The following is a 22,913-nucleotide window of genomic DNA, read 5'->3' on the forward strand; positions in this document are numbered from 1 at the left end:
AGCTTGAGGCTTAAAACTTGTCGCTGCGAAGCCCTATAATGCGCGCCGGTTTTTGGGGTAATGGTCATGAGTACAGAAGATCCGCGGTTTGCCGGCATCGCTCGGTTGTATGGCATCGAGGGCCTGGAGCGCTTGCGCGCGGCCCATGTGGCGATTGTCGGCGTCGGTGGCGTCGGTTCCTGGGCGGCGGAAGCGGTGGCCCGGTGTGGCGTGGGCGAGATTTCGCTGTTCGACCTGGACGACGTCTGCGTCAGTAACGCTAACCGTCAGTTGCATGCGCTGGACAGCACCGTTGGCAAACCCAAGGTCGAAGTGATGGCCGAGCGCCTGCGCGGGATCAACCCGGACTGCACGGTGCACGCGGTGGCGGATTTCGTCACCCGTGAGACCATGGCCGAGTACATCACGCCGAACATCGACTGCGTGATCGACTGCATCGACAGCGTTAACGCCAAGGCTGCGCTGATCGCCTGGTGCAAACGCCGCAAGATCCAGATCATCACCACCGGCGGTGCGGGCGGGCAGATTGACCCGACGCTGATCCAGGTTTGCGACTTGAACCGTACCTTCAACGATCCGTTGGCCTCGAAAGTGCGCTCGACATTGCGCCGCGACTACAACTTCTCCCGCACCGTGACCCGCCATTACAGCGTGCCGTGCGTATTCTCCACCGAGCAACTGCGCTACCCGAAACCGGATGGCAGCATTTGCTTGCAGAAGAGTTTTGTCGGCGATGGCGTGAAGCTCGACTGCGCCGGTGGGTTTGGTGCGGTGATGATGGTGACGGCGACGTTCGGCATGGTCGCGGCGACCAAGGCTGTGGATAAGATTGTGGCGGGTGTGCGGCGGCCGGCGGATCGTATCAAACCTGCCTGACCCCGATCATTCCCACGCTCTGCGTGGGAATGCAGCCCGGGACGCTCCGCGTCCCATCCAGAGCCGAACGCGGAGCGTCCGTTGAGGCATTCCCACGCAGAGCGTGGGAACGATCAGCCAGCCAACTCGTTCATTCGCTGTAACACGGCATTGAGACCATTACTGCGCGAAGGCGACAACTGCCGGCTCAATCCAAGCTGACTGAACCACTCTGGCAAATCCACCTGCTGCAACTCTGCGGCCGACAACCCGTTAACCCGCGCCAGCAGCAACGCCACCAGCCCCCGAATCAACCGCGCATCGCTGCCAGCGCTGAACTGCCAGTGGCCATCCTGCAGCGCGCCCACCAACCACACTTGGCTTTCACAGCCATGCACTCGGTTAGCCTCGACTTTATCCACATCGCTCAACGCCGGCAGGCGCTCGCCCCATTGCATCAAAAGGCGCGCCCGCTGTTCCCAGCTTCCGGCCTGTTGAAAGGCTTCCAGTGCCGCAACGGCATCGGCCGGCAAACTCATCGCAGCAACTCCAAAGCCTGATCCAGAGCTTCGAAAAACCGCTCCAGGTCTTCGGAATCGTTATAAAGCGCCAACGACACCCGAATCGCCCCGGCCAGTTCGAAGCTTTTGAGCAACGGCATGGCGCAGTGATGACCGGCGCGCACAGCGATCCCTTGTTCGGTCAGCAGATGCGCCAGATCCGAGTTATGCACACCCTCGACGATAAAACTGGCCAACGCCAGTTGCGGCTTGCCCAACAAACGGATGCCATTGCGCGCCTGAAGGCCTTTGAGCAGATAGTCATGCAGCGCCGCTTCGTGGGCAGACACCGCGTCCTGATCCAGACCGGCGAGGTAACCCAGGGTCGCCCCAAGGCCAATCACACTGGCAATCGGCGGTGTGCCGGCCTCGAAACCCAACGGTGCCGGGCGGAAGCGGGCGTCGTGGTAGTTGGCGTCCAACACCATTTCGCCACCGAATTGCCATGGCCGCAGCTGTTCAAGGGCCGCATTGCGCCCGAACAGCACGCCCAGGCCATCGGGGCCGTAGAGCTTGTGGCTGGAAAACACATAGAAGTCGCAACCCAGCGCCTGCACGTCATGCCGGCCGTGGACCACGCCTTGGGCGCCATCGACCACGGTCAGCGCGTTGTGCGCCTTGGCCAGCGCCAGCAATTCGGGCAACGGCTGCCAGGCGCCTAACACGTTTGACAGCTGACTGACCGCCAGCAACCGGGTGCGCGGGCCGATCAACTGCGCGGCAGTCTCGAGGTCGATCACACCGTCGGCGTCCAGCGGCAAAATCAGCAGTTTCAGATCGCGACGCAAGGCCAGTTGCTGCCAGGGCAGCAGGTTGGCGTGATGCTCCAGGGCGCTGATGACAATTTCATCGCCCGGATTGAATAAGTGTTCCAGGCCATAGGCCAGGAGGTTCAGCGCAGACGTTGCGCCGTGAGTGAAGATGATCTGCCCGCAATCGCCGGCATTGAGCCATTGCGCGACTTTGCTGCGGCTGTTCTCGAACGCCTGGGTCGCATGAGCGCCCGGCAAGTGTTGCGCCCGATGCACGTTGGCCGCGCCGTTGGCGTAGTAATGCCCCAGGGCGTCCAGCAGAGCTTGAGGTTTTTGCGTGGTGGCGGCGTTGTCCAGATAGGTCTGGTCTTGCCGTTGCAAGGCGGCGATGGCCGGAAAATCGGCGCGCCAGGGAGAGGGAATCATCATGGTGTTCGGCCCTGGTAAACATGGGCGGGGTATACGCCTGACCTTCCTGGCCTTGTAGGAGCAAAGCTTGCTCGCGAAGGGGCCCTTGAAACAGCCAAAAGCTTCGCGGGCAAGCCTTGCTCCTACAAAGTGCAGGGAATCGTTTGACGCTCTGCTTAGTTGTGAGCGTGCAGCGCTTCGTTCAGTTCGATGGCCGATTTGTGGGTTTTGCATTCCACGGCACCGGTTTCCGAATTGCGACGGAACAGCAGGTCTGGTTGACCGGCCAGTTCACGAGCCTTCACGACTTTGACCAGTTTGTTGTTCTCGTCCAGCAGCGCCACTTTGGTGCCAGCGGTCACGTACAGGCCCGATTCAACAGTGTTGCGGTCGCCCAACGGGATACCGATACCGGCGTTGGCGCCGATCAGGCAGCCTTCGCCGACCTTGATCACGATGTTGCCGCCGCCCGACAGGGTGCCCATGGTCGAACAGCCGCCGCCCAGGTCCGAACCCTTGCCGACGAAAACGCCAGCCGAAACACGACCTTCGATCATGCCCGGGCCTTCGGTACCGGCGTTGAAGTTGACGAAACCTTCGTGCATCACGGTGGTGCCTTCGCCCACGTAGGCGCCCAGGCGGATACGCGCGGCGTCAGCAATACGCACGCCGGCCGGAACCACGTAGTCGGTCATTTTCGGGAACTTGTCCACCGAGAACACTTCCAGCAGCTCGCCGCGCAGGCGCGCTTCCAGTTGATGTTCGGCCAGTTCGGCCAGATCGATCGCGCCCTGGCTGGTCCAGGCAACGTTCGGCAGCAGCGGGAACACGCCGGCCAGGTTCAGGCCGTGCGGCTTGACCAGACGATGGGACAGCAGGTGCAGCTTGAGGTAAGCCTCAGGCGTGGACGTCAGTTGCGCATCTTCAGCCAGAATGGTCGCGACCAGCGGCTTGTGGCTTTCGGCTAAGCGGGTCAGCAGCGCGGCTTGGCCTGCGTCGACACTTTTCAGCGCTTCAGCCAGTTGCGAGGCCTGGGCGGTGGTGAACGCGATGGCCTGATTGCCTTCGGTGTAGCCCAGAACCGGGGCAATGGCAGCGACCAGTTCAGCCGATGGATTGAGCAGCGGCTGTGCGTAAAACACTTCCAGCCAGGTGCCTTGACGGTTTTGAGTGCCGACACCAAAGGCCAGGCTGAACAGAGAATTGGACATGTTGATACCTCTAACAAAAAGGAACGGGCTGCCTTACTTGAGTGCGGCCGCGTAGATATCTGGCTTGAAGCCAATCAGGGTTCGGTCACCGAGATCAAGCACCGGGCGCTTGATCATCGAGGGTTGTGCGAGCATCAGTTCGATGGCTTTCGCTTGGTCGAGATCGGCTTTGCGTTCGTCGTCGAGTTTGCGAAAGGTCGTGCCTGCACGGTTCAACACCACTTGCCAGCCGTGCTCGTCGCACCATTGGGTCAGGTGTTCACGGTCGATTCCGACCGCTTTGTAATCATGAAAGTCATAGCTGACAGCGTGTTCATCGAGCCAGGTGCGCGCCTTTTTCATGGTGTCGCAGGCTTTGATGCCGAAAAGGTGCAACGTTTTACTTGAAACGGTCAAGGAATTGCCCCCTTTACAGGTGCTGGAAAAAAATGGTGACGGATTATGCCATGGCCTTCCGGTTAAAGCGCAAAACCTGTAGGAGCAAAGCTTGCTCGCGATGGCGGAGTGTCAGGCAACATTGATAGCGACTGACCCACCGCTATCGCGAGCAAGCTTTGCTCCTACAGGTTTTGCGGTGTTTGTGGGCGATGCGACATTGGTGCAACGGCCAGCCGCCAGTCTAAGCGGCTAATATGGCACTTCAATGCTGTCGATTGCCTGGGAAAACGCTTTATGCAGACCGCCTACACCGTCCTGATCCTGTTGATGCTGGTCGGCGTCTCACGTCTGATCGGACGGGTGATCCCGTTGCCATTGCCGCTGGTGCAAATCGGCGCGGGCGCGTTACTGGCCTGGCCGACGTTGGGGTTGCACGTGGCGCTGGATCCAGAGCTGTTCCTCTTTCTGTTCCTGCCGCCGCTGTTGTTTTCCGATGGCTGGCGCATGCCCAAGCGTGAACTGTGGCGGTTGCGCGGGCCGATCCTGACGTTGGCGGTCGGCCTGGTGCTGTTCACCGTGGTCGGCGCCGGGTATTTCATTCATTGGTTGATCCCGAGCATTCCGCTACCGGTGGCGTTTGCCTTGGCGGCGGTGCTGTCGCCGACCGATGCCGTGGCGGTCTCGGCGATTTCCCAGAACCGTCTGCCGACGCCGCTGATGCACATGCTGCAGGGCGAGGCCTTGATGAACGACGCCTCGGGCCTGGTGACCTTCAAGTTTGCCCTGGTTGCCGCCGTCACCGGTGTGTTCTCCCTGGCCAACGCCAGTCTGACGTTTGTGTTAGTCGCTGTTGGCGGCCTGGCGACCGGTGTGGCGTTGAGCTGGCTGGTCGGGCGCTTGCGATCGTGGATGATCGCCCGCGGCTGGGATGATCCGGCGACTCACGTGGTTTTTATGTTGCTGTTGCCGTTCGCCGCTTATGTACTGGCCGAACGTCTTGGGGCCTCGGGGATTCTGTCGGCGGTGGCGGCGGGGATGATGCAGAGCTGGCTCGACCTGTTGCCGCGCCAGACCAGCACCCGGTTGCTCAATCGCAGCGTCTGGTCGTTGTTGGAGTTCGCCTTCAACGGTTTGATCTTCCTGCTGCTGGGCTTGCAATTGCCGGACATTATCAAGGCCGTAGCCAGCCACGAAACCTCGTTGTGGCCGACGCTGCTCTATCGGTGCCTGGATGTGGTGGCGATTTTCCTGGTGTTGCTGGTGCTGCGGTTTGTCTGGGTGCAGAGCACTTGGCGGATGTCGGGCCTGCTGCGGCGCTGGCGTGGCAAGGGTGAGCTGACGCTGGTGCCCACGGCGCGTTCGTGCTGGTTGCTGACAGTTGGCGGCGTTCGCGGTGCGGTGACTCTGGCGGGCGTGCTCTCGGTGCCGTTGCTGATGGGTGCAGACGCATTTCCTGAGCGTGACCTGCTGATTTTCATCGCCGCTGGGGTGATTCTGTTGTCGCTGATTGCCGCGTGCATTGCTTTGCCGCTGTTGCTGCGAGGCATCGAGAAAAGCCCCGACGACAAGCGCCGCAATGAAGTGCGCGAGGCCTGGCGCAAAACCGCTGAAGCGGCGATTCATGCGCTGGAAATCGAAGAGGCCAAGCCTGCGGATGCGGCTGAGGCAGCGCTGGCGGCTGAACTCAAAGCGCGGATCATGTCCGAATATCGTCATCAACTGGAGGTGTTCAACGATTCCGCCGAAGCCCAGGCGCTGGCGTTCCAGATGGATCTGCTGGAACGACGTCTGCGCTTGAAGGCGTTGCGGGCGCAACGCCTGGAGTTGTACAGCTTAAGTCGTCATCACCAGATTGGTGATGACGTATTGCGTGAGGTGTTGGGGGAACTGGATTTAAGTGAGGCCAACCTGGGGCAGGTCAAATAGTGTCGGGGTAAGGGTAGGCCTCAGCCATGAACGCCTTGTCCTTCTCACTGAGCACCAGGTTGAGGTCAATCTTGAAGTCGCCGTGGGTCCATTCCTGACGGATCGCATAGTGCATGATCGACTTCGGGTCATAGGGCGAGTGTCGGACTTCGTTGCCATCGAGGCGATTGAAGTAACGTTGATTAATAACATCGCGCACGTAATCGTAGTGGTCGCCGTCTTCCTCGTAATCGTCCGCATTCCCGCCATGCGCCTCGTAGACCGCGGGCTTGTTCCAGGGAATGTTCGCCTCGGGATGCTGATGCTCATGCTGGGCGCCCAACACATGGCCAAACTCGTGCATCACATTGGCGGCGAAAAACCCCGGCATGCGCATGTCCGGCGACAGGCCCATGGTCGGGCCCTCTTCACGCAGCAACGCATCGGTGCCGACAGTCGACCAGTAAGTGCCGGGAGTACAGCTGATGCGGATGTCACCTTCTTCACCGTCAACGAAGTCGAATTTCAGGTTGATATGCGGCAGCCAGTGATTGGCGGCGGCGATGGTGGCCTCTTTGAAGGCTTGATCCCCGTCCAGAAAAGCAATGCGCAAGGTGCGGCCAGGTGCCCAGAAGTGCGTGTGCTTGATGGCGGCACGCTTACCGCGACCGGGTGCCGCCATACGCCGATTTGCAGGGTTTTCGCTGATGGCAACGTCATAAGAAACATGGATGTCTGCAGCTTCTTTAATCAAGCAAGGTGTTGCGTTATTCATGCGGTAACTTCCGTGTTAGTTGTTGGGGCATGGCGTGGCAATTATCAGGCATCGACAGCGGGTGTCGGTTTTGGATAGGCTCGGCGCATATTGCGTCGATCAAGTTTGCTGATTTGAGTGTTGTCACCTACTTCCCAGTCACCGAGGGTCAACTCATTGATTACTTTGTAATGCATGACCGAATCCCGGTCATAGGGGCCATGGAGAACTTCATCGTTGGGCAGGGTATTGAACACGTTGAAGTCAATTTGTTCTTCGGTCCATAAGTAGTGGGTCTTATAAAACTCATAGACCTTGGGTTTGTCCCACGGAATATTCGCCTTGGGGTGCTGATGTTCGTGTTCGAGGCCTAACGCATGCCCGAATTCGTGAAGTACGGTGACATCAAACTCAGGGTGTTCAGGCATCGTGCCCAGGCTCAGCGTGGGCTTGTCCTCAGCGATGAGCAATGCGTCGGTGCCGATAAAAGACTCGTTGTATTGGCCGTGGGTGGTGATGCGGATATGACCGGGTACCGTCTCGTCAAAGGTGAACGTCAGGTGAGTGGAGGGCTCCCATTGGCGGATGAGACTTTCTATCCGGCGTTTAAGGCTATCGGGTAACGCTTCCATAAATGTAATGTTTAGCACCCGGCCAACGCGCCAGAACTTGTTCCAAGTACCGACCGAACGTTTATGGCGTCCACCGGGAGCTGTCTGTTTTTCGTTGTTAGGGTTTTCTTCTACAGCGACAAAGTAAGACGCCAGCTCATTGGCGGGCTTCATTATTTTGCAAGGTGGGTTATTCATAGTTGACGTCCATGTGCTTAAAAACAACAACCGAGTCATTCGGGTGTCGAGCGAGCAATGGAAGGCTAAGCGAGATACGCCAAGTTGTTAAGTTTAAATAAGGGTGAGGCTGTTACTTGATGTTGATGCGGCCCGCACGGCATTGCACCGTGCGGGTTGTCTTGTTGTTTCTGTTTATGCCTTGCTGGCAATAAACGCGCGAATCCGCTGAGCGGCTTCTACACACTCCGCCAGTGGCGCGACCAGTGCCATGCGCACGCGACCGGCCCCTGGATTGAAGCCTTCGACTTCTCGGGACAGGTACGAGCCAGGGACCACAGTGACATGTTCTTGCACAAACAAATCACGGCAGAACGCCTCGTCATCACCTTTAACGTTCGGCCACAGGTAGAAACCGCCGTCCGGGCGCTGCACGTCCATCACCGGGCTGAGAATTTCCAGCACTGCATCGTACTTTTCGCGATACAACGCACGGTTGGCCCGGACATGCACTTCATCGTTCCACGCGGCAACGCTGGCCAGTTGCGTCTGAACCGGCATCGCGCAGCCGTGGTAGGTGCGGTACAGCAGGAAGCCCTTGAGGATATCGGCATCACCCGCCACAAACCCCGAACGCAGGCCTGGCAGGTTGGAGCGCTTGGACAGGCTGTGGAACACCACGCAGCGCTTGAAGTCCTTGCGGCCCAGTTCCACGCAGGCGCTGAGCAGGCCCGGCGGCGGGGTTTGTTCGTCGAAGTACAACTCGCTGTAGCACTCGTCGGCGGCGATCACGAAGTCGTATTCGTCGGCCAGGGCGATCAGTTTTTTCAGGGTGTCGACCGGGATCAACGCGCCGGTCGGATTGCCTGGCGAGCACAGGAACAGGATCTGGCAACGTTTCCAGATGTCTGGCGAGACGGCATCGAAATCCGGGTTGAAGCCGTTTTCGTCCAGGCACGGCAGGTAGTGCGGCTTGGCGCCCGCCAGGAACGCGGCACCTTCGTAGATCTGATAGAACGGATTCGGGCTGACCACCAGGGCGTCATCGCCACGGTTGACCACGGTTTGGGTGAAGGCAAACAGCGCTTCACGGGTGCCATTGACCGGCAGCACGTTGCGCGCCGGATCGAGCCAGCCGCTCGGGACGTTGAAACGACGTTCACACCAGGCAGCGATGGCCTCACGCAGGGCCGGAACACCGAGGGTGGTCGGGTACACGGCCATCTGATCCAGATTACTGGCCAAGGCTTCGGCGACAAAGCTTGGCGAGCGGTGCTTCGGCTCGCCAATGGACAGCGCGATAGGGCGCTTGTCCGGGTTTGGCGTGACGCTGCCAAGCAGGGCGCGGAGTTTCTCGAACGGGTAGGGCTGCAGCTGGTTCAGAGCGTTGTTCATCGGTGTGGGGTCTCGTTCAAAGCGGCTGAATCCTGGCGCGCGGCTAGATGCTGATGCGCGACAGTTTGATCTCGGGTTCGTGGCTGACGCTCAATTGTTCGACGATCGCATCCTGCAAACGGCTGCACAGCAACGGGTCGGACAACGGCTGGTTATGCGCGTCGGTGATGAAGAACACGTCTTCCACACGCTCGCCCAACGTGGCGATCTTGGCGTTTTGCAGCGACAGGTCGAATTCGAGGAAGATCGTGCCGATCCGCGCCAGCAGGCCCGGGCGGTCGGGGGCGCTGAGCTCCAGCACTGTGACCGGACGCTGGGCGTCGTTGTGGATCGTCACCTGTGGCGCAAACGCGAAGTGCTTGAGCTGGCGTGGCACCCGGCGCTGGATGATCGTCGGGTAGTCGTCCGGGTTGCGCAGGGCTTCGGTCAGGCCTTCGCGGATCTGCTTGACCCGTGTCGGGTTGTCGCCGATCGAATCGCCATCGGTATCGAGCACGATGTAGGTGTCGAGGGTGAACTGGCTGCTGGAGGTAATGACCCGGGCGTCATGAATGTTCAGGTTGAGCTGGTCCATCGCCGCCACGGTCACGGCGAAGAAGTCATGCTGGTCCGGCGCATAAATGAAGATCTGCGTGCCACCCTCGAATTCGCGCTGGGTGGTTTCCTTGATCAGCACCAGGGGCCCGCCATCGGCCGGCTGCTGCAGGATCGCGTCACTGTGCCAGGCCACGTCGCCGGCGGTGTGGCGCAGGAAATAGTCGTCACCCAATTGCGCCCACAGTTGCTCGACGTCGTCCGGATCGGTGCCACCGCGCACCAGAATGTCCAGGGCCGCGCTCTGGGTCTGGCGGATCTGTTCTTCGCGATCTACCGGGTTTTCCAGGCCACGGCGCAAGGCACGCTTGGTCTCGGTGTAGAGCTGGCGCAACAGGCTGGCGCGCCAGGAATTCCACAGCGTCGGGTTGGTGGCGTTGATGTCGGCGACGGTCAGTACATACAGGTAATCGAGATGGGTTTCATCGCCGACGATCTGCGCGAAATCGTGGATCACCTGCGGGTCGGACAAGTCTTTGCGCTGGGCAGTGGTCGACATCACCAAGTGGTTCTGCACCAGCCAGACGATCAGGCGACTGTCCCACGTCGGCAACTGATGACGCTGGCAAAAGGCTTCGGCATCCACCGCGCCGATGTCCGAATGATCGCCATGCCGGCCCTTGCCGATGTCGTGGTACAGGCCGGCCAGGTAGATCAGTTCGGGTTTGGGCAGCTTGGCCATGAGCTTGCTGGCCAGCGGGAATTTTTCCGACACCTGGGTGTACTGCAACTTACGCAGGTGCTTGATCAGGTTCAGGGTATGGGCATCGACCGTATAGATGTGGAACAGGTCGTGCTGCATCTGCCCGACGATAAAGCCGAACTCCGGCAAATAGCGCCCGAGGATGCCGTAACGGTTCATCCGCCGCAGGTTGCGGTGGATGCCGATCTTGCACTTGAACAACTCGATGAACAGGCTGGTGTTGCGAATATCGTTGCGGAAATCGTCGTCGATCAGGTGGCGGTTTTCCCGCAGCAGCCGAATGGTATCGGCGCGCACGCCTTTGATTTCCGGCTGCTGGGCCATCAGCACGAAGATTTCGAGCATGGCGAACGGCGTACGACGGAACACGTTGTCGTTGCGCGCCTCGATGTAGCCATCGTGCAGCTGGAACCGCGAGTTGATCGGCTGCGGCGGCGCTTCGTCTTCCGGCGCGAGGATGACTTCCTCGAAGTGCTGGATGATCAGGTCGCTGAGCTGGGCGATGCTCATGACCACCCGGTAATACTGCTGCATGAAGTTTTCGATGGTTTGCTTGGCGTCATCGCCCTCGAAACCCAGCAGCCCGGCGATGGAGCGCTGGTGATCGAACAGCAAGCGGTCCTCGGAACGCCCGGCGAGCATGTGCAAGGCGTAACGGACCTTCCACAGGAACTCCTGGGACGAGGCCAGCAGGGCGTTTTCGCTCTCTACCAAAAAGCCTTCGCCGGCCAGGGCCCGCAGGTTCAGGGTGCCGTATTCGCGACGGGCCACCCACAAAATCGTCTGGATATCCCGCAGGCCGCCGGGCGAGCCTTTGACGTTGGGTTCCAGGTTGTATTCGGTGTCGTTGTATTTGTGGTGTCGGGCCTTCTGCTCGGCGCGTTTGGCCAGGAAGAAGTCCTTGCTCGGCCACATGTGCGCAGTGCTGGTGACGTCCAGCATGCGCTGGCGCAGGCGCTCGGGGCCGCAGATGGTGCGGCTTTCCATCAGGTTGGTGACCACCGTCAGGTCGGCGCGGGCCTCGACGGCGCATTCGTCCACCGAGCGCACGCTCTGACCGACTTCCAGGCCGATGTCCCACAACAGCGTCAGAAAACGCTCGATGGAATCGCGGAAAACTTCGTGGTCGGCGCTGTCCAGCAGGATCAGCAAGTCGATGTCGGAATAAGGGTGCAACTCACCGCGACCGTAACCGCCAACCGCGACCAGCGCGATGTCGGCGTCTTCGCTCCAGTTGAACTGCTCCCAGGCTTTTTGCAGGATGTTATCGACGAACCAGGCGCGATCCTCGATCAGCCGGCGAATGTCGCGGCCGCTGCGAAAGCGCCCGTCGAGCACCTCGCGGGCCTGGCGAATCGCCTTCTTGAAGGCCGCGATCGGGCTGGCCTTCAGGGCCAGTTCAGCCTGGAACTGGCCACGGTCGAAGAGTTCGGGATCCACCTGCGGCATCGATTGGCTTTCCTTTCTATAAGGCTAGGGGCAGAACGCGGCTATCAGGCCGAAACGCGCGGGATGGTGTCATCGGCGCGCAGGGTGAAGATCTCGTAGCCGGTGTCGGTCACCAATAGCGTGTGTTCCCACTGGGCGGAAAGCTTGCGGTCCTTGGTGATCGCGGTCCAGCCGTCGCCCAGGACCTTGGTGTCGGCCTTGCCCTGGTTGATCATCGGCTCGATGGTGAAGGTCATGCCGGCCTTGAGTTCCATACCAGTGCCGGCGCGGCCGTAGTGCAGGATCTGCGGCTCTTCGTGGAACACCTTGCCGATGCCGTGGCCACAGAACTCGCGAACCACCGAGAAACCGTTCTTTTCAGCGTGCTTCTGGATCACTTCGCCGATGTCGCCCAGGCGGCAGCCGGGTTTGACGATTTCGATGGCCTTGTACATGCATTCCTGGGTGACCTGCGACAGGCGCTCGGCCCAGACCGGCACAGTGCCGACGTGAAACATGCGACTGGTATCGCCGTGGTAGCCGTCCTTGATCACGGTCACGTCGATGTTCACGGTGTCGCCATTCTTCAGCGGCTTCTCGTTCGGGATGCCGTGGCAGACCACGTGATTGATCGAGGTGCAGATCGACTTCGGGAAACCCTTGTAGTTGAGCGGGGCAGGGATGGCTTGCTGCTCGTTGACGATGTAGTCGTGGCAGATGCGGTCCAGCTCTTCGGTGGTGATGCCCGGTTTGACATGTTCGGCAATCATTTCCAGCACATCGGCGGCCAGTTTGCCGGCGATCCGCATTTTGGCGATGTCCTCGGGGGTTTTGAGGGTGACGGTCATACAGGCTCTCTCTGCGCACAACGGCGCTTACTAATTCGGGATGGGCATTGCGCGATCGATCTTCGCGGCCCTGAAAAACGCGATTCTAACAGACGATCAGCGCAAATCTGAGCCTCTGTGCATCGCTTCTCTCTATAGATAGGCGCATTCTTGAGCGATTCCAAGGGCGCTGATAAAGGCGCGCGCCAGGAATTGAGAATCCGGGTTCCGTTTTTTGCAGCCCTGTGATATAAAATGCGCCGCTTTCCGGGGATACCCCGAAAGGCTTAAATCCACACACGTGTCGACACGATGACCTGGGTGCCTTCAGCTGATGCTGCTGGTTGGTCATTGGGATACGTGGAGGCCAAACCCGACTTATTAAGGAACTATCATGTCCCAAGTCAACATGCGCGATATGCTGAAGGCCGGTGTGCACTTCGGTCACCAAACCCGTTACTGGAACCCGAAAATGGGTAAATACATTTTCGGCGCGCGTAACAAGATCCACATCATCAACCTTGAAAAAACCCTGCCAATGTTCAACGAAGCTCTGACTTTCGTAGAGCGCCTGGCCCAGGGCAAAAACAAGATTCTGTTCGTCGGCACCAAGCGTTCCGCTGGCAAGATCGTTGCTGAAGAAGCAGCACGTTGCGGTTCGCCGTACGTCGATCACCGCTGGTTGGGCGGCATGCTGACCAACTTCAAAACCATCCGTGCTTCCATCAAGCGTCTGCGTGACCTTGAAGTGCAAGCCGAAGACGGTACTTTCGCCAAGCTGACCAAGAAAGAAGCGCTGATGCGCACTCGCGATCTTGAGAAGCTCGATCGTTCCCTGGGTGGTATCAAGGACATGGGCGGTCTGCCAGACGCTTTGTTCGTTATCGACGTTGATCACGAGCGCATCGCGATCACCGAAGCCAACAAGCTGGGCATCCCGGTTATCGGCGTAGTCGATACCAACAGCAGCCCGGAAGGCGTTGACTACATCATCCCAGGCAACGATGACGCAATCCGCGCTATCCAGTTGTACATGGGTTCGATGGCTGACGCAGTAATCCGCGGTCGCAACCACGTTGCTGGCGGCACCGAGCAGTTCGTTGAAGAAGCTCCGGTAGCAGCAGCTGAGTAATTGACGCCTTGGCGTTGACTCAGTAAGCAAAAAGGGGGCTTGGCCCCCTTTTTGCCACCTCGGAAACCATTTGTCGGCAGCACAGCTACAGCTTCTGTAACGTGCAGCGGCTTACAAGGGTGGTTCGGGAAGAATTGAACGCCCGTTCGATCGGGTGGAATGGTTGATAACCTATCCAAGAGGATTTTTGAAATGGCAGAGATTACTGCAGCGTTGGTTAAAGAACTGCGTGAGCGTACTGGCGAAGGCATGATGGATTGCAAAAAGGCCTTGACCAAGGCCGGCGGCGACATCGAAAAAGCCATTGATGACATGCGTGCTTCCGGCGCTATCAAGGCTGCCAAGAAAGCTGGCAACGTTGCCGCTGAAGGCGCGATCTCTCTGAAAGAAGACGGCAAATCTGCCGTTCTGCTGGAAGTGAACTCGCAGACCGACTTCCTGGCTCTGCAGGACGACTTCAAGGCATTTGTTGCTGCAAGCGTTGAAAAAGCGTTCGCTGACAAGCTGACTGAAGTTGCTCCGCTGATCGCCGCTCAAGAAGCTGATCGCCTGGTACTGGTCGGCAAGGTTGGCGAAAACGTCAACATCCGTCGCCTGGCTCGCGTTGAAGGTGACGTTGTTGGTGGTTACCTGCACGGCAACAAGATCGGTGTTGTGGTTGCCCTTAAAGGCGGCAGCGTCGAGCTGGCCAAAGACATCGCCATGCACGTAGCGGCGACCAACCCTGAATTCCTGCTGCCATCGGAAGTTTCCGCTGAAGCGGTTGAGCGTGAGAAGGGCGTGTTCCTGACCCTCAACGCTGACAAGATCGCTGGCAAGCCAGAAAACATCGTTGAAAACATGGTCAAAGGCCGTATCAGCAAGTTCCTGGCCGAAGCCAGCCTGGTTGAGCAGGCGTTCGTTAAGAACCCTGAAATCAAGGTCGGCGAACTGGCCAAGAAAGCCGGTGCTGAAATCGTTTCCTTCACCTACTTCAAAGTAGGCGATGGCATCGAGAAGCCGGTCGACAACTTCGCTGAAGAAGTTGCTGCCCAGCTGGCTGCCGCCAAGCAATAAGACGGTTTTTTAACTGTCGCCCTGAAGAGGCTGCCCGCTTACGCGCGCAGCCTCTTTTCAGATGGGCCACCAATTTTTATTGGTTTCCCTTTGGAACTGGCTTACAAAGCCATGTTCCGATGGCGCTGAAGCAGCGCCAAGCTAGAGTGAACGCCAGCTGTAAACAGCTCGCAAAGAATTTTTTACAATACGCCGCAGGAGAGATTCGCAATGGCTCAGCAGGGCAGTGGTTATCAGGCTCGCTATAAACGCATTCTACTCAAGCTTAGCGGCGAGGCCCTGATGGGCTCGGAAGAGTTCGGGATCGATCCGAAAGTTCTGGATCGCATGGCGCTGGAAGTCGGCCAACTGGTCGGCATCGGTGTGCAGGTCGGTCTGGTGATCGGCGGCGGCAATCTGTTCCGTGGGGCAGCGCTGAGCGCGGCCGGCATGGATCGGGTCACCGGTGACCACATGGGCATGCTGGCCACTGTGATGAACGCCCTGGCCATGCGTGATGCGCTGGAACGTGCCAATATCTCGGCCATCGTGATGTCGGCCATTTCCATGGTTGGCGTGACCGATCACTACGATCGCCGCAAGGCCATGCGCCACCTGAACGCCAAGGAAGTGGTGATTTTTGCGGCCGGTACGGGCAATCCGTTCTTCACTACGGATTCGGCCGCTTGCCTGCGTGCAATCGAAATCGATGCCGATGTCGTGCTCAAGGCGACCAAGGTCGATGGCGTCTACACCGCTGACCCATTCAAAGACCCGCATGCCGAGAAGTTCGATCATCTGACCTACGATGAAGTGCTGGATCGCAAGCTGGGTGTGATGGATCTGACGGCTATTTGCCTGTGCCGCGACCACAAGATGCCATTGCGCGTATTTAACATGAACAAGCCCGGCGCCCTGCTGAACATCGTACATGGCGGCGCTGAAGGGACCCTGATCGAGGAAGGCCAACAATGATCAACGAAATCAAGAAAGACGCTCAAGAGCGCATGCAGAAATCTCTGGACTCTCTGAACCATGCATTTGGTCAGATTCGTACCGGCAAGGCTCACCCAAGCATTCTGGGCAGCGTGATGGTGCCGTACTACGGCGCAGACACCTCCATTACCCAGGTGGCCAACATCACGGTAAAAGACTCCCGGACCCTTCAGGTCGTGGCGTTTGAGCGCAATATGCTCGCGGCAGTCGACAAAGCGATCCAAAGTGCCGGTTTGAACCTCAACCCGACCAACCTGGGTGAGTTGCTGCTGATCTCCATGCCTGCCCTGACTGAAGAAACCCGCAAGGGCTTCACCAAGCAGGCGCGTAGCGCAGCTGAAGATGCTCGTGTTGCCGTACGCAATATTCGTCGTGATGCACTTGGCGACCTGAAGAAGCTGGTCAAGGACAAGGAAATCAGCGAAGACGAAGAGCGTCGTGCCGCTGCTGATATCCAGAAGCTGACCGACAAGGCTGAGGCCGATATCGACGCAGCGACCAAGCAAAAAGAAGCGGACCTGATGGCCGTATAAGGGTCGCGTTTTCATGGATAAGACCAAGCAGACTGCGCCGTCCGCGGTGCCGCGCCATGTCGCGATCATCATGGATGGTAACAATCGCTGGGCGAAAAAACGCTTTATGCCGGGTGTCGCCGGGCATAAAGCGGGTGTGGATGCGGTTCGTGCGGTAATCGAGGTGTGCGCCGAGGCCAAGGTCGAGGTGCTGACCCTGTTCGCCTTTTCCAGTGAAAACTGGCAGCGCCCGGCCGATGAGGTCAGTGCCTTGATGGATCTGTTCTTCAAGGCGCTGCGTCGCGAGGCCAAGCGCCTCAACGACAACAACATCAGCCTGCGCATCATTGGCGACCGTTCGCGTTTTCACCCCGAGCTTCAAGCAGCCATGCGCGAAGCCGAGGCAATTACCGCCGGTTCCAATCGTTTTATCCTGCAGATCGCCGCCAACTACGGCGGTCAGTGGGATATTGCGCAAGCTGCGCAGCGTCTGGCGCGAGAAGTTCAGGCCGGGCATCTGCGCCCGGAAGACATCACCCCGGAACTGCTGCAAACCTGTCTGGTAACCGGCGATCTGCCGCTGCCGGACCTGTGCATCCGTACCGGTGGGGAACACCGCATCAGCAATTTCCTGCTGTGGCAGCTGGCTTACACCGAGCTGTACTTCTCCGACCTGTTCTGGCCGGACTTCAAACACGAAGCCATGCGCACCGCGCTGGCCGATTTCGCTTCTCGTCAGCGCCGCTTCGGTAAAACGAGCGAGCAGATCGAGTCTGGAGCCCGGGTTTAATGCTTAAACAACGAATTATTACTGCGCTGATCCTGCTGCCGATTGCCTTGTGCGGGTTTTTCCTGCTCGAGGGCTCCGGTTTTGCGCTGTTCATCGGGCTGGTCGTGACCTTGGGTGCATGGGAGTGGGCCCGCCTGGCAGGTTTCACCGCCCAACCGATTCGCGTTGCCTATGCCGCTGTGGTCGCGCTGATGCTGTTCGTCATGTATATCCTGCCCGGGCTCGCGCCTTGGGTGTTGGGCGCCTCTGTGCTCTGGTGGGTAGTGGCGACGTATCTGGTGCTGACGTACCCGCGCTCCAGCGAACACTGGGCCAGCGCGGCCTGCAAGCTGGTGATCGGTTTGCTGATCCTGCTGCCGGCCTGGCAAGGTCTGGTCCAGATCAAGCAAGAGCCCTTGGGTAACTGGCTGATCATGGCAGTCATGGTGCTGGTCTGGGGCGCCGATATCGGTGCGTACTTTTCCGGCCGCAAATTCGGCAAGCGCAAGCTGGCACCGCAGGTCAGTCCCGGCAAAAGCTGGGAAGGCGTCTATGGCGGCCTGGCACTGAGCCTGGTGATCACGCTGGTGGTCGGTCTGGTTCGCGACTGGACGGTGGCGGAACTGCTCAAAGGTCTGGTCGGTGCCGCATTGATCGTGTTCATTTCGGTGGTGGGCGACCTCACCGAAAGCATGTTCAAGCGTCAGTCCGGGATCAAGGACAGCAGTAATCTGCTGCCAGGTCACGGCGGCGTGCTGGACCGTATCGACAGCCTGACGGCAGCGATTCCGGTCTTCGCGGTGCTGTTGTGGATGGCGGCACCGTGAGCCGTCCACAGCAGATTACCGTCCTGGGGGCGACGGGCTCGATTGGCCTGAGCACCCTGGATGTCATCGCGCGTCATCCCGAGCGTTATCAAGTGTTCGCATTGAGCGGTTTTACTCGACTGAGTGAGCTGCTGGCCCTGTGTGTACGGCATACACCGCGGTTTGCGGTCGTGCCTGAAGCGGGTGCTGCCCGTACGCTGCAGGACGACTTGCGCGCTGCCGGCCTGTCGACGCGCGTTCTGGTGGGGGAGGCGGGCCTGTGTCAGGTCGCTGCCGATCCTGAAGTCGACGCGGTCATGGCGGCCATCGTCGGTGCGGCGGGCTTGCGTCCGACCCTGGCGGCGGTCGAGGCGGGCAAGAAGATCTTGCTGGCTAACAAAGAAGCGCTGGTGATGTCCGGCGCGTTGTTCATGCAGGCCGTGCGCAAAAGCGGTTCGGTGCTGCTGCCGATCGACAGCGAGCACAACGCGATTTTCCAGTGCATGCCAAACGATTTTGCCCGTGGGCTGGGTGCGGTTGGCGTGCGTCGGATTTTACTGACAGCCTCTGGTGGACCGTTCCGACAGACGCCGATGGCCGAGCTGGCGCATGTTACTCCCGATCAGGCCTGTGCTCACCCGAACTGGTCCATGGGTCGCAAGATCTCGGTCGACTCAGCCAGCATGATGAACAAGGGGCTTGAGCTGATCGAAGCCTGCTGGCTGTTCGATGCCAAGCCCTCCCAGGTCGAAGTGGTGATTCATCCGCAGAGCGTTATCCACTCGCTGGTCGACTATATCGATGGTTCGGTATTGGCCCAGTTGGGTAACCCGGATATGCGCACACCGATTGCCAACGCCCTGGCCTGGCCAGAGCGGATCGACTCGGGTGTTGCCCCACTGGATCTGTTTGCCATTGCGCGCCTGGATTTCCAGGCGCCCGATGAAGAACGTTTCCCGTGCCTGCGCCTGGCGCGGCAAGCGGCAGAGGCGGGCAACAGCGCGCCGGCCATGCTCAATGCGGCAAATGAAGTGGCGGTCGCGGCGTTTCTCGACGGACGGGTTCGTTACCCGGAAATCGCGAGTATCATCGAGGAAGTCTTGAATCTCGAGCCTGTGGTTGCGGTGAATGATCTCGAGGCGGTGTTCACCGCAGACGCCAAGGCGCGTCTGCTGGCCGAACAGTGGTTGAGTCGTCACGGGCGATAAGTGCTGCCGTACGTTAGCCCCATGCAGCACTGGATAGGATTGCGGAGAAAGTAGATGAGCGCGCTCTATATGATTGTCGGCACCCTGGTAGCCCTGGGCGTGCTGGTCACCTTCCACGAATTCGGCCACTTCTGGGTCGCGCGTCGCTGTGGGGTCAAAGTGCTGCGTTTCTCCGTGGGCTTCGGTATGCCGTTGCTGCGCTGGCACGACAAGCAAGGCACGGAGTTCGTGCTGGCGGCCATCCCGCTGGGCGGCTACGTGAAGATGCTCGACGAGCGCGAAGGCGAAGTGCCGGTCAATCAGCTCGATCAATCCTTTAATCGCAAATCCGTGCGCCAGCGCATTGCCATCGTTGCGGCGGGTCCGATTGCCAACTTTCTGCTGGCGATGGTGTTTTTCTGGGTGTTAGCCATGCTCGGCAGCGAGCAGGTGCGCCCGGTTATCGGCGCGGTCGAGTCGGGCAGTATCGCGGCCAAGGCCGGTTTGAGCCCGAATCAGGAAATCGTTGCCATCGATGGTGAGCCGACTTCCGGATGGGCCGCCGTGAACTTGCAACTGGTCCGCCGCCTTGGCGAGAGCGGTACCTTGCAGTTGCTGGTGCGTGAACAGGGTTCTACTGCCGATTCGCCGCGAGAGCTGGCGCTGGATCATTGGCTCAAGGGCGCCGATGAGCCGGACCCGATTCGCTCGCTGGGTATTCGCCCATGGCGTCCGGCGTTGCCGCCGATCCTGGCGGAACTCGATTCGAAAGGGCCGGCGCAAGCCGCGGGCCTGAAGACCGGTGACCGGTTGTTGGCGCTTGATGGCAAGTCACTGGATGACTGGCAGCAAGTAGTCGATACCGTGCGTATGCATCCGGATACCAAAATCATGCTGCGCGTCGAGCGCGATGGTGCTCAAATCGACGTCCCTGTGACGCTGGCGGCTCGCGGCGGGAGCAAGGCACCCACAGGTTACCTGGGTGCTGGAGTGAAAGCAGTCGATTGGCCACCAGAGATGATTCGCGAGGTCAGCTACGGTCCGGTGGCGGCAATTGGGGAGGGTGCCCGACGCACCTGGACCATGAGTGTACTGACCCTCGATTCGCTCAAGAAAATGTTGTTCGGCGAGCTCTCGGTAAAAAACTTGAGTGGACCGATAACCATTGCTAAAGTGGCGGGCGCTTCTGCCCAGTCGGGTGTCGCTGATTTCCTGAATTTCCTTGCTTATCTGAGTATTAGCCTGGGAGTTCTGAATTTGTTGCCCATTCCAGTACTGGATGGGGGGCATTTGTTGTTTTATCTGATCGAGTGGGTGCGTGGTCGCCCCTTGTCAGATCGGGTGCAGGGTTGGGGGATACAGATCGGTATCAGTTTGGTGGTCGGGGTGATGTTGCTTGCTCTGGTCAATGATCTGGGTCGACTGTAACGCTTCGCTGAATTGCGAATCTGCCGCATTTTGCGGCAGTTTGTTTATTGCCAGTTGGAATAAGAAAGGACTTCATGAAACGTCTGCTGCTAACTGCGGTTCTCACCGTATTGATGATCGCCGAAGTTCACGCCGAGTCCTTCACTATCTCTGATATTCGCGTCAATGGCCTCCAGCGGGTCTCCGCGGGTAGTGTCTTTGGTGCTTTGCCGTTGAACGTCGGTGAACAGGCGGATGATCGTCGCCTGGTGGAATCCACTCGTGCGTTGTTCAAAACCGGTTTCTTTCAAGATATCCAGCTGGGTCGCGAAGGCAATGTCCTCGTTATCACGGTAGTCGAGCGGCCGTCGGTCGCCAGTATCGAGATCGAGGGTAACAAGGCCATCTCCACTGAAGACCTGATGAAGGGCCTCAAGCAATCCGGGTTGTCCGAAGGCGAGATCTTCCAGCGTGCCACCCTTGAAGGTGTGCGTAACGAACTGCAGCGCCAGTATGTCGCTCAGGGCCGTTACTCGGCGACCGTCGACACCGAAGTGGTGGCGCAGCCGCGTAACCGCGTGGCGTTGAAGGTCAACATCAACGAAGGCACCGTTGCCGCTATCCAGCACATCAACGTGGTGGGTAACACGGTCTTCGCCGATGAAGACCTGATCGACCTGTTCGAACTCAAGACCACCAACTGGCTGTCGTTCTTCAAGAACGATGACAAGTACGCTCGTGAAAAGCTCTCCGGTGACCTGGAGCGTCTGCGCTCCTACTACCTGGACCGCGGCTATATCAACATGGATATCGCTTCGACCCAGGTGTCCATCACCCCGGACAAAAAACACGTCTACATCACCGTCAACGTCAACGAAGGCGAGAAGTACACCGTTCGTGACGTGAAGCTCAGCGGTGACCTGAAAGTGCCTGAAGACCAGGTCAAGTCCCTGCTGCTGGTCCAGAAAGGCCAGGTGTTCTCGCGCAAGCTGATGACCACCACTTCCGAACTGATCACCCGTCGTCTCGGTAACGAGGGTTATACCTTCGCCAACGTTAACGGCGTGCCTCAGCCTCATGATGACGACCACACGGTAGACATCACTTTCGCTGTTGATCCGGGCAAGCGTGCCTACGTGAACCGCATCAACTTCCGTGGCAACACCAAGTCCGAAGACGAAGTGCTGCGTCGTGAAATGCGTCAGATGGAAGGCGGTTGGGCTTCGACCTATTTGATCGACCAATCCAAGACCCGTCTTGAGCGTCTGGGCTTCTTCAAGGAAGTCAACGTCGAAACCCCGGCCGTTCCGGGCGTGGACGACCAGGTTGACGTGAACTACAGCGTTGAAGAGCAGGCTTCCGGTTCGATTACCGCCAGTGTCGGTTTCGCCCAGAGTGCCGGTCTGATCCTCGGTGGCTCGATCACCCAGAACAACTTCCTGGGTACCGGTAACAAGGTCAGCATCGGTCTGACCCGAAGCGAATACCAAAGTCGCTATAACTTCGGTTATGTCGACCCGTACTGGACTGCTGACGGTGTGAGCCTGGGTTACAACGCGTTCTATCGCACCACTGACTACAAAGACCTCGACGTCGATGTAGCAAGCTATGCGGTAGACAGCCTGGGTGCTGGCGTAAGCGTCGGTTACCCGATCAGCGAAACGTCGCGCCTGACGTTCGGCCTGACTGCTCAACAGGACAAGATCAAGACCGGTCAATACACCGTCGACGAGATTTTCGACTTCGTAAACCGTGAAGGCGACAGCTACCTGAACTTCAAGGCCTCGGCCGGTTGGTCCGAGTCGACGTTGAACAAAGGCGTACTGGCGACCCGTGGCCATTCCCAGAGCCTGACTCTGGAAACCACGACCCCTGGCAGCGACCTGTCGTTCTTCAAACTTGATTACCGCGGTCAGTTGTTCCAGCCAATCACTGAGAACTACACCTTACGCCTGCATACCGAGCTCGGTTATGGCGATGGCTACGGTTCCACCGATGGCTTGCCGTTCTATGAAAACTACTATGCTGGTGGTTTCAACTCTGTTCGTGGCTTCAAGGACAGTACCCTTGGCCCGCGCAGTACGCCAAGCCGTGGCTTTGATAAGACGGGTAACGCCGGTACCCTCGCCGACCCGGACCAGGATCCGCTGCCGTTCGGTGGTAACGTCCTGATCCAGGGTGGTGTCGAAGTGCTGTTCCCGCTGCCATTCGTCAAGGATCAGCGTTCCCTGCGTACTTCGGTATTCTGGGATGTGGGTAACGTATTCGATTCCAAGTGCGACAAGACGACTAACGCCAATGTCGGTTCGACCTCTCAAACAGAGTGCAACGACATCAGCCTGAGCAACGTAGCCAGTTCCGTCGGTGTCGGCGTGACATGGGTTACCGCACTGGGTCCTCTGAGCTTCGCGTTGGCCATGCCGATCAAGAAACCGGATGACGCTGAGACTCAAGTGTTCCAATTCTCCCTCGGCCAGACGTTCTAAGCGTCTGACCCAAGATAACGACAAT

General features: G+C 59.0%; 20 protein-coding genes. 11 read left to right on the forward strand and 9 right to left on the reverse strand.

Going from position 1 to position 22,913, the window contains the following annotated elements:
• Positions 1–66 precede the first annotated feature (66 nt).
• Positions 67–876, forward strand: a complete 810-nt coding sequence (gene tcdA, locus ACA071_RS05770; protein ID WP_173860471.1) for a tRNA cyclic N6-threonylcarbamoyladenosine(37) synthase TcdA — start codon at positions 67–69, stop codon at positions 874–876.
• Positions 877–989: 113 nt separating this feature from the next.
• Here tcdA and ACA071_RS05775 read toward each other — a convergent pair whose 3' ends face one another.
• The 4 genes from ACA071_RS05775 to ACA071_RS05790 form a co-directional block, all read right to left on the reverse strand.
• Positions 990–1,394, reverse strand: a complete 405-nt coding sequence (locus tag ACA071_RS05775) for a SufE family protein (protein ID WP_497643514.1) — start codon at positions 1,392–1,394, stop codon at positions 990–992.
• Complete coding sequence (locus ACA071_RS05780; protein WP_497643515.1) at positions 1,391–2,596, reverse strand: aminotransferase class V-fold PLP-dependent enzyme; 1,206 nt, start codon at positions 2,594–2,596, stop codon at positions 1,391–1,393. Before ACA071_RS05780 ends, ACA071_RS05775 begins: the two co-directional genes overlap by 4 nt.
• Positions 2,597–2,751: 155 nt before the next feature.
• Positions 2,752–3,786 (reverse strand): 2,3,4,5-tetrahydropyridine-2,6-dicarboxylate N-succinyltransferase, encoded by a 1,035-nt coding sequence (gene dapD, locus ACA071_RS05785; protein ID WP_497643516.1) that lies wholly within the window; start codon positions 3,784–3,786, stop codon positions 2,752–2,754.
• Positions 3,787–3,819: 33 nt separating this feature from the next.
• Entirely contained in the window at positions 3,820–4,182 is a 363-nt protein-coding gene (locus ACA071_RS05790; protein WP_497643517.1) for an ArsC family reductase, read from the reverse strand.
• A 276-nt stretch (positions 4,183–4,458) separates the two neighbouring features.
• Here ACA071_RS05790 and ACA071_RS05795 point away from each other — a divergent pair, with 276 nt between their 5' ends.
• Positions 4,459–6,090: a Na+/H+ antiporter gene (locus ACA071_RS05795; RefSeq protein WP_497643518.1), complete on the forward strand. Its 1,632-nt coding sequence runs from the start codon at positions 4,459–4,461 to the stop codon at positions 6,088–6,090.
• Here the strand turns inward: ACA071_RS05795 and ACA071_RS05800 are convergent.
• From ACA071_RS05800 to map, 5 genes are all read right to left on the reverse strand, one after another.
• Complete coding sequence (locus ACA071_RS05800; RefSeq protein WP_497643519.1) at positions 6,083–6,844, reverse strand: hypothetical protein; 762 nt, start codon at positions 6,842–6,844, stop codon at positions 6,083–6,085. The two genes, ACA071_RS05795 and ACA071_RS05800, sit on opposite strands and share 8 nt — an antisense overlap.
• A 44-nt stretch (positions 6,845–6,888) precedes the next feature.
• On the reverse strand, positions 6,889–7,632 hold the full coding sequence (locus ACA071_RS05805) for a M12 family metallopeptidase (protein ID WP_497643520.1): 744 nt from the start codon (positions 7,630–7,632) through the stop codon (positions 6,889–6,891).
• 174 nt (positions 7,633–7,806) lie between these two features.
• On the reverse strand, positions 7,807–9,006 hold the full coding sequence (dapC, locus tag ACA071_RS05810) for a succinyldiaminopimelate transaminase (protein ID WP_497643521.1): 1,200 nt from the start codon (positions 9,004–9,006) through the stop codon (positions 7,807–7,809).
• A 43-nt stretch (positions 9,007–9,049) separates the two neighbouring features.
• Positions 9,050–11,752, reverse strand: a complete 2,703-nt coding sequence (locus ACA071_RS05815) for a [protein-PII] uridylyltransferase (RefSeq protein ID WP_497643522.1) — start codon at positions 11,750–11,752, stop codon at positions 9,050–9,052.
• A 44-nt stretch (positions 11,753–11,796) separates the two neighbouring features.
• Positions 11,797–12,579, reverse strand: coding sequence for a type I methionyl aminopeptidase (map, locus tag ACA071_RS05820; protein ID WP_123508101.1), 783 nt, complete (start codon positions 12,577–12,579; stop codon positions 11,797–11,799).
• Between the two features lie 373 nt (positions 12,580–12,952).
• On the opposite strand from map, the gene rpsB reads away from it, so the two are divergent.
• The 9 genes from rpsB to bamA all read left to right on the forward strand — a co-directional run bounded on the left by rpsB (position 12,953) and on the right by bamA (position 22,888).
• Positions 12,953–13,690, forward strand: a complete 738-nt coding sequence (gene rpsB / locus ACA071_RS05825; protein WP_003219330.1) for a 30S ribosomal protein S2 — start codon at positions 12,953–12,955, stop codon at positions 13,688–13,690.
• 192 nt (positions 13,691–13,882) lie between these two features.
• Positions 13,883–14,746: a translation elongation factor Ts gene (gene tsf / locus ACA071_RS05830; RefSeq protein ID WP_497643523.1), complete on the forward strand. Its 864-nt coding sequence runs from the start codon at positions 13,883–13,885 to the stop codon at positions 14,744–14,746.
• A 210-nt stretch (positions 14,747–14,956) separates the two neighbouring features.
• Positions 14,957–15,700: a UMP kinase gene (gene pyrH, locus ACA071_RS05835; protein WP_003172271.1), complete on the forward strand. Its 744-nt coding sequence runs from the start codon at positions 14,957–14,959 to the stop codon at positions 15,698–15,700.
• Positions 15,697–16,254 carry a ribosome recycling factor gene (gene frr, locus ACA071_RS05840; RefSeq protein ID WP_131059158.1) on the forward strand — a complete coding sequence of 186 codons (558 nt, stop codon included), beginning with the start codon at positions 15,697–15,699 and terminating at the stop codon, positions 16,252–16,254. Before pyrH ends, frr begins: the two co-directional genes overlap by 4 nt.
• 13 nt (positions 16,255–16,267) lie before the next feature.
• Positions 16,268–17,023: a polyprenyl diphosphate synthase gene (gene uppS, locus ACA071_RS05845; protein ID WP_497643524.1), complete on the forward strand. Its 756-nt coding sequence runs from the start codon at positions 16,268–16,270 to the stop codon at positions 17,021–17,023.
• Positions 17,023–17,829, forward strand: a complete 807-nt coding sequence (locus ACA071_RS05850; protein ID WP_497643525.1) for a phosphatidate cytidylyltransferase — start codon at positions 17,023–17,025, stop codon at positions 17,827–17,829. The genes uppS and ACA071_RS05850 overlap by 1 nt, the downstream gene beginning before the upstream one ends.
• On the forward strand, positions 17,826–19,016 hold the full coding sequence (gene ispC, locus ACA071_RS05855; RefSeq protein WP_497643526.1) for a 1-deoxy-D-xylulose-5-phosphate reductoisomerase: 1,191 nt from the start codon (positions 17,826–17,828) through the stop codon (positions 19,014–19,016). Before ACA071_RS05850 ends, ispC begins: the two co-directional genes overlap by 4 nt.
• Before the next feature lie 54 nt (positions 19,017–19,070).
• Positions 19,071–20,423 (forward strand): sigma E protease regulator RseP, encoded by a 1,353-nt coding sequence (rseP, locus tag ACA071_RS05860; protein WP_497643527.1) that lies wholly within the window; start codon positions 19,071–19,073, stop codon positions 20,421–20,423.
• 74 nt (positions 20,424–20,497) lie between these two features.
• Entirely contained in the window at positions 20,498–22,888 is a 2,391-nt protein-coding gene (gene bamA, locus ACA071_RS05865) for an outer membrane protein assembly factor BamA (protein ID WP_497643528.1), read from the forward strand.
• The last annotated feature ends 25 nt before the right edge of the window (positions 22,889–22,913 follow it).

This window comes from Pseudomonas sp. LBUM1646, assembly GCF_059716165.1.